Raw genomic sequence first — 12,775 nt, 5'->3', positions numbered from 1 at the left:
ATGAATACCATCGAGCAGAGGAGCCGCCGGGCGCAGCATCAAGGCCGCGGAGCGGTCGCCGCGCTGTCGTCGACGGCGCTGGCCGTCGCGGCCTTGCTGGCGCCCCAATCGGCCGGCGCCGCGCCAGCTGGCGCGGATATCGCGGCCTGGGCGCTTGACGAGGGACGCGGCAGCCAGGCGCGCGAGGCCGTCTCGGGCCGGCGCGATCCCGTCAATTTCGTCTTCAATCGCGCACGCTACAAGCCGAACTCCGATCCACTGTGGCGTTCGGCGGCTCCGTGCATCAAGGGCGGCTGCCTGCTGTTCGACGGCTACTCGACCGACATCACGGCGCCGGGCCTGAACGCAGCGCAGGCCGCCTCCGGCTGGACTGTCACCGCCTGGGTAGCGCCGCATGCCTTCGAATGGGGTGACGGCGGCCAGTATTCCGGCTTCGTGAGCCAGTACGACGAAGCGAGCAAGGCCGGCTTCTCGTTCGGCATGTACCGATTCGGTACCTGGGGCATCAAGCTCGGCTTTGGCGGCGCGGAATTCGACCTGCGCGTCAAGGACCGCAAGCTGCCGAAGGACACCTGGTCGCACGTAGCCGCGAGCTATGAGCCGCGCAGCCGGCAGGTGCGGCTGTTCCTCAACGGCGTACAGGTCGCGCAGGGCGCCGGCCCTGCCACCGGCACGTTCGCGCTGCCGCAAGGTGCACTGACGATCGGCCGCCATTCGCAGCCGCGCCTGGTAGCGGGCGTGTTCAAGCTCAATACCTTCCTCGGCCTGATGGACGAGGTCCGCATCGGCGCCGGCGCCGCCGACGCAGCCGCTGTTGCGCGCCGCATGCGCGAAGACCTGGCCGCGCGCGGCGGCGCGCCGCCGCAACTGACCCGGGCCGACATCACCATCGATCCATCCGTGTTCGACGGCGACCGCCATCGCCCGCAATATCACGCGATGCCCGATTCCGGCTGGATGAACGAGCCGCATGCTCCTTACTTCCACAAGGGCCAGTACCACCTGTTCTTCCAGAAGAACCCGTTTGGTCCGTTCTGGCACCAGATCCACTGGGGTCACTGGGTCAGCCCGGACATGGTACGCTGGCGCGAAGTGCCGATGGCGCTGGCGCCGGAGGACGATAACCTGGCGCCGGACGGTATCTGGTCCGGCAGCGCGGCCTACAAGAAAGACGGTACCCCGGTCCTGTTCTTCACTGCCGGGAACGATTCCGCCACTATCCGTGAGCGTACCGGCCTCGCACTGCCGAAGGACCCCGGCGACCAAGATATGCTGAAATGGGAAAAGCACCCTGTTCCGGTGACCGTGCAGCAGCCCGGCGCCGGGAAGACTGGCGACTTCCGCGACCCGTTCGTGTTCCGCGACGAGAAGGGTGATCGCTGGTTCCAGCTGGTTGCCTCCCAGGTGCCGGGCCGCAGCGGAACGGCCCTGGTCTACGAGTCCGCCGACCTGCTCCACTGGCGCTACCGCGGCCCCTTGTTTACGATCGACGCCGCCAACTATCCGGGCTTCGATCGTACCTTCGAGCTGCCGGTGCTGCTGCCGATCGGGAAGGGCAGGGATGGCCGTCCGCGCCACGTGTTCCTCGTCGACGTCAAGGCGCAGGCCTGGTACTGGACCGGCGTGTTCGACCCTGCGAGCGCGCGCTTCGTTCCCGACAGCGAAGCGCCGCGCACCTTCGACCTGGGCGAAGGCCATTTCTCGGGGCCGAGCGGGTTCGTGGACCCGAAGACGGGACGCACGGTTGTCTTTTCCATCGCCCAGGGCGAACGCACCGCGCAGGGCGAATGGGACAGCGGATGGGCGCACAATGCCGGCCTGCCGATCGAGCTGAAACTGGGCGCCGACGGGGGCCTGCGCCTGGCGCCGATCGACGAGCTCAAGAGCCTGCGCCAGGAGTTGCTGCTTGACCTGAATAACGTCACCCCGGCGCTTGCGGCGCAGCGCCTGCGCGGCATCGGCGGCGACCTGCTGGAGGTCGAGCTCGAACTGGCGCCGGCGGGGGGCGACAAGCGCCGGCGCGGGCTGGTTGTGCGCAGGACGCCGGACAATGCCGAGCACACCGACCTGGTGATCGACCCGGCGCGCAAGCGCTTCGAGATCGACCGCGAACATACGACCCTGGACCCGGACCAGCGCTCGCGGGGCATACAGGGCGGGAACTTTGACCTCGGTAGCGAGAACCTGCGCCTGCGCCTGTTCCTGGACCGCTCGATGGTCGAGGCTTATCTCAACGAACGCAAGAGCCTGACCAGCCGGGTTTTCCCGACGCGGCTCGACGCGACCGGCCTGGCGCTCATTGCTGCGCCAGCCGATCGTGTGGTCAGGCTCAAGGTGTGGCGCATGGGGGCGTCGAACGGCAAGCCGGTAGTGCCGGCGCAGAGCGCCGGCGCACCCTCCGCTTCGACCAGCGCTGCTGCAAAAGGACTTTGATATGGCATCCATTACGCTGACCGGTGTCGGCAAAACCTACCCCGGCAAGAGCGCCACCCACATCCTGAAGGATATCGAGTTCTCGATCGGCGATGGCGAATTCGTCGTGCTGGTCGGGCCGTCGGGCTGCGGAAAGTCGACCGTGCTGCGCATGATCGCGGGACTGGAAGAGATCAGCTCCGGCGAGATCCGCATCGATGGCGAACGCGTCAACGAGACTCCACCCGCGAAGCGGGGACTGTCGATGGTGTTCCAGAACTATGCCCTGTATGCGCACATGAGCGTGTTCGAGAACATCGCCTTCAGCCTGCGCCTCGCGCGCGTGCCCAAGGCCGACATCCGTCCGGCCGTGCAGTCGGTCGCCAAAATGCTCCAGCTCGAGCATCTGCTGGAACGCCGCCCGCCGCAGCTCTCGGGCGGACAGCGCCAGCGTGTCGCCATCGGCCGCGCCATCGTTCGCAAACCCCGCGCTTTCCTGTTCGACGAGCCGCTGTCGAACCTGGACGCCGCCTTGCGCGCCGACATGCGGGTCGAGATCGCCCGCCTGCACAAGCAGCTTGGTGCGACGATGGTCTATGTGACCCATGACCAGGTCGAAGCCATGACGCTGGCCGACCGCATCGTGGTGCTCGGACCGTCCGGTGTGCAGCAAATCGGCGCGCCGATGGCGCTGTATGAGCGGCCGGCGAACGTGTTCGTGGCCGGTTTCATCGGCATGCCGAAAATGAACCTGGCCGACGGCAGCATTGACGGGCGCGGCGCCCTGTCGCTGGGAGGAGTCGCGCTCGACTGGAACAACGCGGCGGCGTGCGGCCAGGCGGTAACGGTCGGGATCCGCCCGGAGCACCTGGTTCCGGATCCGGACGGCGCGATCCACGGCACCGTTGCACTGGTCGAACGGCTCGGCGCCGAGTCGCACGTGCACCTCGAGGTGGAAGGCCTGTCCAGGCCGCTCGTGGTCTCGATCAAGGCCGAGCCGCCTGCGGACGGAAGTCTGTGGGCGGTCAATCCGGTCGAAGGAATGCTGCACGTATTCGGGCCGGACGGAGCCCGTATCGATCCCCAGCCGCCGGCCGCGACCGGCATTCAACGCAATGGCATCTCGGAGGTTGCATGATCGTCGTCTGTGGTGAAGCTTTATTCGATGTGTTCCCGGGTGCGGAGGCGGCAGCGGGAGTCGAGCTGTCGGCGCGCCAGGGCGGTTCGCCCTTCAACCTGGCGATCGGGCTGGCGCGCCTGGGTGGGAAAGTGCAGTTCTTCGGCGGACTGTCGCACGATGTGTTCGGCCGCAAACTGCATGCGGCGCTGCAGGCCGAAGGCGTCGACATGTCGGTGGCCCCGCGGCCAGAGGCACCCACAGCGCTGGTCCTGGTCAGCGTCGATGACCGCGGCGTGCCCCGGTACACCTTCTATGGCAGCGGCACCGCGGAACGCAGGGTGGACGAAGCCGACCTCCGGCAGGTGCCGGCCGACGTGCAGGCGGTTCATGTCGGCTCCTATTGCATGGTGGTCGAGCCAGTCGCATCCACCCTGCGCGCGCTCGTCGAACGCCAGCGCGGACGCAGCCTGGTCGTGTACGACCCGAACGTGCGGCTGACCATCGAGCCGCGCGTCGGGCTCTGGCGCGACACGCTGCAGTGGATGCTCGAACGCAGCGATGTGCTGAAGGTGAGCGAAGAGGACATCCACGCCCTCTATCCGTCGCTGTCCGTCGCCGCTTTCATCGAGCGGGCCCTGGGGGCGGGCGTGGCACTGGTGGTCGTGACGCGCGGCGAACAGGGCGTCGTTGCGGCCACCCGGGCCCTGCCGGCGCTGGAGCTGCCGGCCATAGCGGTTGCGGTGGTCGATACGGTCGGTGCCGGCGACACCTTCCAGGCCGGCTTGCTGGCCTGGCTGCAGCGCGGCGGCTACCTGACCCGCGGGGCGGTCGAGGGGATCGGGTGCGGCGCGCTGGAGGAAGCCTTGCGGTTCGCCGCGCGCGCCGCCGCCATTACCTGCTCGCGCACAGGCGCCGACCTGCCTTATCTGGACGAAGTGACGGCCGCGCTGCATCCGGCGCCGAATAGCACGAAATAAAGAACCTGGACCTTGCTGCAAAGCGGCCTCTGCCCTGGAATGACAACGATAGTCATCGGGGCAAGACCGGTAGTGAAATGAGTGAATCAACGATATCCACACTGGAGACTAATCTGATGCCATACGCAATCTCACGTTACATCGGCTGTTCGGCCGCCCTCGTCATCGGCCTGGTGCCGGCGCTCGCCTTCGCGCAGCAACAGGCTGCAGCCGCACCCCGGCTGGCGCAGGCCCCGGCCCCGGCCGTCACTGCGGACCAGACCGCCGAGGACGGCACGGCGGTCGTCATCGTTACCGGCGTCACCCAGACGACGAGCAAGAAGAACGCCACGTTCTCGATCAATACCCTGAGCTCGGAGGAGATTGCGCGCCTGGCGCCGATGAGCACCGCCGACCTGCTGGGGAACCTGCCGGGCATCTATGCCGAGGGCAGCACAGCGGGGGAAGCGGGCAACAACATCACGGTGCGCGGCCTGCCGGTGGCCGGCGGCTTCCGTTATTCGCCGCAGCTGATCGACGGCCTGCCGGCCTTCGAAGAGCCGGATACGCCGTTCATGAACAACGACGTGCTGGTACGCGACGACCTGATGACCGAGACCGTGGAAGCAGTCAAGGGCGGGCCAGGCGGGATCCTGTATTCGAACGGCCTGGGCGCCACCGTCAACCACATCACGCGCACCGGCGGCAAGGAACTCGCAGGCGGCTACAAGATCGAGTACGCGGATTATGGTTTCTGGCGCCACGACGCGTTCGTCTCCGGTCCGATCAATGCGAACCTGACCGGCGCCATTGGCGGTTTCTACCGCCGCAGCGACGGTATCCGCGACACCGGCTATACGGCCGACCGTGGCGGCCAGCTGCGCGGCAACCTGGTGTTCACCAGCGACGACCGGCGCACCACGGCCCGCATCGATGGACACTACCTCAACGACCGGACTGCGTTCTACCAGAACCTGCCGATTTCGGTGCCCCGGATCTCGGGCAGCGGCACGCCATCGAACCCGACGGTTTTGAACCAGGACACGATCGAGCCGCTCGGGATCGATTTCGCGCATGGTTCGGTCGCCTCGCCCTACAACCGCCGTTTCACCATGCTCGGCGAATACGGCAGCCGCGAGATCGACCAGGCCGACGGCCTGCACCCCAACTTCAGGATGCTGACGGCGAAGGTCAGCCATGAATTCAACTCCGGCCTGCGCCTGTCGGCCGGCCTGCGCCATACCGGGGGCACCAACGGATTCAATTCCGTCTTCACCGGGAACGATACGGCCACGGCAGCGAACTTCCTGAATGCGCGCTACCAGAACGACGTGATCTCGCCCGCGCATGGCGCAGCGCTGGGCTGCAACCTCGGCAACGCGAAGCTGATCGGCTATTTCAATGTTCCCGCCAGCGGCGCCTGCTCCGCCTTCGCCAACATCAGCCGTAAGGATTTCGTCAAAAATTATGCGAAGGCAACCGGGGTGGCCGGGCACTGGCGCAATGATGGCTCGGCCGTGGCCCCCGGCGCCTACATGAACTTCCTGATTCCTTTCATCGCCCGGATGGATGCCCGCAGCGACATCCTCGACCTGCAGGCGCAGAAAAGCTTCATGGCCGCCGGCAAGCACGACCTGACTTTCGGCGTCTACGGCAGCCGCTACCGCTTTGACCTCAACCTGCAGAATTCGCTGCTGGTCGGGGAAAGCGCGAACCGGGGGCGCCTCGCCGACCTGACCGCCGTCGATGCCGCGGGCAGGCAGGTAGGCCCCTCGCTGACCTATGACGGCGCCATCCTGCCGGGCTGGGGCGGCCATGACAGCCGCTTCAGGGGCGAAGGCAAGGCGGTCTACCTGCTTGACCACTGGGAAACGCTGCAAAAGCGCCTTCGGATCGATGCCGGCGTACGCTGGCAGCACCTCGATGCGAACGTCGTACGCCGCAACCGCGACACCGCGACGGACCTGACCCCGGCCAACGTGGTCGTGGGATCAAGCCAGGATACGACGGCGGATAACGAAATCTTTTTCCCCGCCCAGGCGCGCCCCTTGAACAAGAAATTTCATGCCCTTGGCTGGTCGATCGGCGCCAACTACGCCATCAGCAAGCCGCTGGCCGTGTACGCGCTGGCATCGAGTGCCTTCCGCATGCCGGGCGTGGGCGACCTGATCGACCTGGCCTCGGCCGGTACGCAAGTCGTGGGCGGCCAGCCGGTCGAGATCGATGCAGTCGAACGCATCCGCCAGTACGAAGGCGGGATGCGCTACCAGGCCCGAGGTGTCGGGGCATCGGTGGCGGTGTTCTACAACAAGTTCTCGCCCCGCAGCGCCGTGAATGTGTACAGGGACATCGAGTCGACGCAGTGTGGTGCGCTCGGCGGCGTCATCCAGATCAACTCGTGCCCGGAGGTGGCGCAGCTGTACAAGCGCGGCGTCGAGAACTTCGGCGCCGAAGTGGAACTGAGCTATCGGCCGGGTGCCATCGAGGGGCTGGAACTGAAGGGCAGCTTCCTGGCCCAGCAGCCAAAGGTCCACGGAGCGGACTACACCATCACGCAGGAAGACAAGACAGCGCAGGGTGTGATCACGGGCTACCATTACGTCCAGGTGAGCGAAGACGGACGCCGGCCGCGGCGCCTGGCCAAGTTCATGGCCAACTTCACGCCCTCGTATGACCTGCGCGCTGCCACCGGCGTGCCGCTGACGATCTATGGCCAATATCAGTACACCGGATCGCGCTTCTCCGAAGCGAGCGACACCAACGTGACGCTGCTGCCGTCCTATCACGTCATCAATCTCGGTGCGCAGTACGAAGTGTCCTCGCGCCTCACGGCACAGGTGCATGTAGCGAACGTGGGCAATGATCTGACGTTCACGGAAGGCGATCCGCTGTTCGCCGACCTGTTGTCGCCGGATGGGACGCGTAACCGCGGGGTGGCCCGGCCGCTGTTCGGCCGCACGATCCGCGCGAGCCTGACTTATCGGTTCTAGTCAGGCGTGGTTCGTTGCCGCGGGCCGCTCGCAATCGGCCCGCGCAGTGAGTCGTAGCGGGAGTTCCCGGCCGCCAGGCCGGCAGCCGCATGGGCGAAAGGAGCGCGCTCATGCAATGCTGGAGCGTGATCATCCGCCTTGCACCCCATCGAGTGCCGCGGCCAGCTGCGGCACGATCTCGAACAGGTCGCCGACGATGCCGTAGTCGGCCACCGCGAAGATCGGCGCCTCCGGGTCCTTGTTGATGGCGACGATGGTCTTCGAGTCCTTCATGCCGGCCAGGTGCTGGATCGCGCCGGAAATACCGACTGCGATATAGAGCGTCGGTGCGACCACCTTGCCGGTCTGCCCGACCTGCCAGTCGTTCGGCACGTAGCCGGCGTCCACCGCGGCGCGAGAAGCGCCCATGGCGGCGCCGAGCCTGTCGGCCAAGGGTTCCAGGAGCTTGAAATTCTCGGCCGATCCCAGGCCCCGGCCGCCCGACACGATGACCCTGGCGGCCGTCAGTTCCGGGCGGCTGGACGTGGCCAGCTCGCGCGTCACGAACGCCGAAGTGCCGGCGTCGGCTGCTGCGGGAATGCTGTCGATGGGAGCGAGGCTCTCGCCGACAGGCGCCGCGTCGAAGCCCGTGCTGCGCACGGTCAGGACCTTGATGCGGTCCGACGACTGCACCGTCGCGATCGCGTTGCCGGCGTAGATCGGGCGCTCGAACGTATCCGGGGAGATCACGCCGGTGATCTCCGAGACCTGCGCCACATCGAGCAGGGCGGCCACGCGCGGCAGGATGTTCTTGCCGTAGGCGGTCGCTGGCGCGAGGATGTGGCTGTAGTCCCATGCCAGCAGGCGCACCTGTTCGGCGACGTTTTCCGCCAGGCCGTCGGCCAGGTGCGGCGCCTCGGCGAGCAGCACGCGCGTCACGCCCGCGATCCCGGCCGCGGCTGTCGCAACAGCCGCGGCGCCGTGTCCCGCCACCAGCACGTGGACTTCGCCGCTGCAGCGCGCCGCCGCCGTGACCGTGTTGAGGGTGCTGCTCTTGAGCTGGGCATTGTCATGCTCCGCTATAACCAGTGCTACCAGTGCTGCCATGGTGTCCTCTTCCTTTTTCGGTATCGTTGGTGGGTCAGATGACTTTGGCTTCGTTGCGCAGCCGGTCGACCAGTTCGGCCACATCCTTGACCATCGTGCCGGCGGAGCGGCGTGGCGGTTCGGCGACGCGCAGCGTCACCAGCCGCGGTGCGACGTTCACCCCGAGATCATCCGGACGGAACGTCTCGAGCGGCTTCTTTTTGGCCTTCATGATGTTGGGCAGCGTGACGTAGCGCGGCTCGTTCAGGCGCAGGTCGGTCGTGACCACCGCAGGCAGCGCCACAGCCAGGGTCTCCAGGCCCCCGTCGACTTCGCGCGTGACGGTGGCCTTGCCATTGGCGAGCGTCACCCCGGACGCAAAGGTGGCCTGCCCCCAGCCCAGCAGGGCGGCAAGCATCTGGCCCGTCTGGTTGCAATCGTCGTCGATCGCCTGCTTGCCGAGGATGACCAGCTGCGGCTGCTCGCGCTCGGCCAGCGCCTCCAGCAGCTTGGCCACGGCCAGCGGCTCGAGCGCTTCGGCAGTTTCGACCAGGATGGCGCGGTCCGCCCCGATCGCCAGCGCGGTGCGCAAGGTCTCCTGGCACTGGGCGACGCCACACGAGACGGCCACGATCTCGCTGACCGCGCCGGCCTCCTTCAAGCGGACGGCTTCTTCCACCGCGATTTCATCGAAAGGGTTCATCGACATCTTCGCGTTGGCGATATCCATGCCCGTGCCGTCGGATTTGACGCGGACCTTGACGTTGTAGTCGACGACGCGTTTGACTGGAACCAGGACTTTCATTGTGTTGCCTTCCTCGTAATAAGTGATATCGGGGCTAGTCGGCCAACAAGGTGCCCAAGGCGGTACGGGCGACCTCGGCCGCCGCAGCGACCAGGGGATTGCTCGGCTGCTGCGTCGGCAGCACCATGCTGAGCGTCGTTTCCAGCACAGGGGCGCCAATTTTTTGCCACGACAGCGCCGGCAGGTGGGATTCCCGCTCCACCAGCCGCGGCATGATCGAGTAGCCCATGCCCTGTGCGACCAGTTCCATGGTCGGGTGCGCCGCATCGACCTGCAGCCTGACATTGACGCCCAGTCCCAGGCGCGCCGCGGCCGACTCGACGGCCACCCGGACCGAGTGGTTCCCGTGTGGCAGGATGAGCGGCAGGGCTGCGACCTCGGCCAGCGTGACGCAGGCTGCGTCGGCGCCGACCGGGTGCGGGCCGATCAGGTACAGGGGCTCCGAGACGATCGGCGTGATCTTGATGTTCGGCGATGCCGCCGGGTTGTACACGAGCGCGAAATCCAGCTGGCCCAGCAGGACCGCGTCATACAGCGCGCCCGACAGGCCTTCGACGACGCTGATCGACGCGCGCGGGAAGAGTTGCGTCAACTGCGGCAACAGTACCGGGATGCAGGCGCGCCCGATGCTGGGCGCCATGCCGATCACCAGTTGACCGGCATAGGCCGATTCCGAGTCGCGCACGGCGATCGCCGCCGCATCCATCAAGTGCAGCACCCCGCGGGCGTATTCGAGGAATTTCTTGCCGGCCTCGGTCAGCAGGACGCCGCGACCGTGGCGGTAGAACAGGCTGGCGCGCAGCTCCACTTCGAGCGCACGCACCTGGCGGCTCAACGTGGACTGGCCGATGTCGAGCAGGTCGGCGGCCTTGATATAACTGCCGGTTTCGGCGATGCGCACGAAGTGGCGTATCTGAGTAATTTCCATACTGAATCAGCAATCCTGGTCGGTGGCACGGCAAAACGCGATGGTGCAAGGGCTGCGCAATCAGGCGGCCTGGTCCAGGCCGGACGTCCCCGCCTTGCGGGCAATCGTCCGCTCGAGACCGGCGGCGGCCTGCTGCAGGCGCGCCAGCCATCGCTTGACCTCGGCGAGGACCGCCCCGCGTGGCAGGGCACTGAGCCTGAGGACGAGCACGACGTGTCCGGCCGCATCGCGCACCGGCACCGACAAATGCAGGACGTCGTAGGCCTGGTCCTCGTGCAGCGCGTCCGGCTCGTGCAGGCCGGCGCGCTCCTTGGCTGCCGCCAGCAGGCGGCGCTCCTGGCCGGGCGTGCGGTGCGGATTCGAATACAGCTCGACCACCTCGTCCAGGTCTTCTCCATCGTCGGGGCCCCGTAACGAGATCGACCAGCCGCGGCTGCGCACGCGTTCGAGCTGGGCGAGCGAGCGGTCGATGGTCTCCTGGTCAGGCCTGCCCAGGCGCTTGAGCCACTCGGCGTCGGCAGGTGCCCCCGGATTGCCCACGAAAAGGGGACCGAGCGGGGGCGCGCACGGGACGCGGAAGCCCAGCCGGCTGCGCAGGCGCCAATGGGGCGAGCGGTTCTCCACCGCGACGTAGACCACGTCGCCACCGACGGCGGCGATGATGCTGCACTCGGCGTTCAGTTCGGCCGCCACGGCCTCCATCTCGTCACGCCCGATCTCGGCCAGGCGCACCGCTTCGATGGTCTCGCGCTCGGCTGCGGCAACCAGCGAGCCCGGGGAGAAGCGCCCGTAGCCGCGCTGGAAGAACAGCAGGGGCGCGGTATCCCTTTCCAGCTGCATGTCGAGCACGCCGCCCAGCACGATGTAGTGGTCGCCCGCTTCGGTCACGCTCGCGTAATCGCAGTCGATCCAGGCCACGACGCCGTCGAGGACCGGGTTGCCGGCCGGGCTCGGGTGCCAGGCAAGGCCGGCGAACTTGTCTTCGGCCGGGGAAGCGAAATGCTGGCACACGGCCTCCTGGTCGGCCGCCAGGATATTCACGCAGAACGACGGCGCGCCGCGCATGCGGGCAAAGGTGCGCGAGGTCTTCATCGGCAGGTAGGCGATCAGCGGAGGGTCGAGCGAGACCGAGGTGAACGACCCGATGACCATGGCCGCAGGCCGGCCATCCTCGTCGATGCAGGTCACGATGGCGACGCCGGTCGGGTAGCTGCCGAGCACCTCGCGGAAGCGGGTGGCGTCGATTTGCCTTGCTGGGGTAAGGGCTTGCATGGGGGTGGCTTGCATAAGGGCTCACTGTCTCGTCATGGATGGTCTCTTCGCGCCGCAGCCGAGGCGGCGGGCCGGTTTCGTCTTAGATTAAACGCTCTAGAACGATAATTCAAGAGCTTTAGCGAGATTCCTGCCGGCTCTGTGCGGCAAGGCCGGCGCAAGGGCATTCATGCGGTTTTTGCATAGTAGCCTTGAAGGTATCCGGCTTGTTCCGGCACGGGCGAGCGCTAACAATGCTCTACGTTGACAGCGGGGAACTGCTGGCCGAAGAACCGGAGACCGAGTGACACCATGGACAGACTGAAGAACAAAGTAGCGATCGTATTCGGCGCGGGACCGAACATTGGCGGCACCATCGCCCATTTCCTGGCACGGGAGGGAGCCAGCGTCTGCGTCAGCGACCTGAACGAAGCGGCGGCCGGCCAGACCGTCGCCTTCATCCGCGAACGTGGCTGGGAAGCGATGGCCCAGGTGGGCGACGCGCGCAGCGACGCCGACGTCGGGCGCATCGTCGCCAGCACGGTCGAACGCTATGGCCGTCTCGACATCGTGGTGAACATGGCCGGCCGCGTGCACTGGGACGACGTGCTCGGCATGCAGCACGACGACTGGAACGACTCGGTCGCCAGCTTCGCCACCGCGGGCCTGCTGACGACCCAGCATGGCGCCCGCGCCATGCTCGCCTGCGGGGCGCGCGGCAGCATCATCCACCTGCTCTCGACCGCCGCCCATTTCGGCGAGGCCGACGGCGCCTCCTACTGCGCGGCCAAGGCGGGCCTGCTCAACTTTGCACGCTCGGCGGCGATGGACCTGGCCCACCACGGCATCCGCGTCAACACCGTCACGCCATGCTCGATGGAGCACCAGCTCTGGACCACGATGCGCGACGAGATGTTCGATCCCGATTGGGTGCAGCCGGAACGGCGCGGCTTCTACTCGCGCCAGGAATACCTCGACCAGCTGCCGCTGCGCCGCTTTCCGCGCGCCGCCGACATGGCCTGGGCCACGGTCTTCCTCGCTTCCGACGAATCGTCCTGCATGACCGGCGCCGACCTGCCGGTCGATGCCGGCCTGCGCCACAAATACCCGACCTGGACCCCTGGCAAGCACGACCCGCGCGCCATCAACGATTACGCGCGCGCCACCAGGGTCACCCGCTACGGCGAGGAGCAGGAGCTCCTCACCGACCTGCTCGGCGAGCCGATCGAACGTAACTGAACAACACGG

9 protein-coding genes are annotated in these 12,775 nt (G+C 67.0%); 5 read left to right on the top strand and 4 right to left on the bottom strand.

Translation table 11 applies throughout. From position 1 onward, the window contains the following. The 4 genes from ACFPN5_RS02975 (at position 1) to ACFPN5_RS02960 (ending at position 7,478) form a co-directional block, all read left to right on the top strand. Positions 1 to 2,433 (top strand): GH32 C-terminal domain-containing protein, encoded by a 2,433-nt coding sequence (locus tag ACFPN5_RS02975; RefSeq protein ID WP_379779957.1) that lies wholly within the window; start codon positions 1 to 3, stop codon positions 2,431 to 2,433. Position 2,434: 1 nt separating this feature from the next. Then, positions 2,435 to 3,550 carry an ABC transporter ATP-binding protein gene (locus ACFPN5_RS02970; protein ID WP_379779955.1) on the top strand — a complete coding sequence of 372 codons (1,116 nt, stop codon included), beginning with the start codon at positions 2,435 to 2,437 and terminating at the stop codon, positions 3,548 to 3,550. Then, the gene (locus tag ACFPN5_RS02965) at positions 3,547 to 4,509 is read left to right on the top strand and encodes a carbohydrate kinase family protein (protein ID WP_379779953.1); all 963 of its coding nucleotides are present in this window, start codon (positions 3,547 to 3,549) and stop codon (positions 4,507 to 4,509) included. Before ACFPN5_RS02970 ends, ACFPN5_RS02965 begins: the two co-directional genes overlap by 4 nt. 116 nt (positions 4,510 to 4,625) lie before the next feature. After that, positions 4,626 to 7,478: a TonB-dependent receptor gene (locus ACFPN5_RS02960; RefSeq protein ID WP_379779951.1), complete on the top strand. Its 2,853-nt coding sequence runs from the start codon at positions 4,626 to 4,628 to the stop codon at positions 7,476 to 7,478. A gap of 129 nt (positions 7,479 to 7,607) precedes the next feature. On the opposite strand, the gene ACFPN5_RS02955 is transcribed toward ACFPN5_RS02960, so the two are convergent. Genes ACFPN5_RS02955 through ACFPN5_RS02940 form a run of 4 tightly spaced genes read right to left on the bottom strand, consistent with a single transcriptional unit; the run spans position 7,608 to position 11,548 of the window. Then, the gene (locus ACFPN5_RS02955; protein WP_379780910.1) at positions 7,608 to 8,555 is read right to left on the bottom strand and encodes an electron transfer flavoprotein subunit alpha/FixB family protein; all 948 of its coding nucleotides are present in this window, start codon (positions 8,553 to 8,555) and stop codon (positions 7,608 to 7,610) included. A 43-nt stretch (positions 8,556 to 8,598) separates the two neighbouring features. Continuing rightward, a complete protein-coding gene (locus ACFPN5_RS02950; RefSeq protein WP_379779949.1) occupies positions 8,599 to 9,348 on the bottom strand; it encodes an electron transfer flavoprotein subunit beta/FixA family protein in 750 nt (249 codons plus the stop codon). 34 nt (positions 9,349 to 9,382) lie between these two features. Then, complete coding sequence (locus ACFPN5_RS02945) at positions 9,383 to 10,276, bottom strand: LysR family transcriptional regulator (protein WP_379779947.1); 894 nt, start codon at positions 10,274 to 10,276, stop codon at positions 9,383 to 9,385. 60 nt (positions 10,277 to 10,336) lie between these two features. Further along, positions 10,337 to 11,548, bottom strand: coding sequence for a flavin reductase (locus ACFPN5_RS02940; RefSeq protein WP_379779945.1), 1,212 nt, complete (start codon positions 11,546 to 11,548; stop codon positions 10,337 to 10,339). A 291-nt stretch (positions 11,549 to 11,839) separates the two neighbouring features. Between ACFPN5_RS02940 and ACFPN5_RS02935 the strand changes: the two genes are divergently transcribed. After that, positions 11,840 to 12,766 carry an SDR family NAD(P)-dependent oxidoreductase gene (locus ACFPN5_RS02935; protein ID WP_379779943.1) on the top strand — a complete coding sequence of 309 codons (927 nt, stop codon included), beginning with the start codon at positions 11,840 to 11,842 and terminating at the stop codon, positions 12,764 to 12,766. Positions 12,767 to 12,775 lie beyond the last annotated feature (9 nt).

The sequence above is a fragment of the Massilia niabensis genome (assembly GCF_042655085.1).
Lineage (GTDB): Bacteria > Pseudomonadota > Gammaproteobacteria > Burkholderiales > Burkholderiaceae_D > Telluria > Telluria niabensis.
This window is presented reverse-complemented; position numbering and strand designations above follow the sequence as displayed.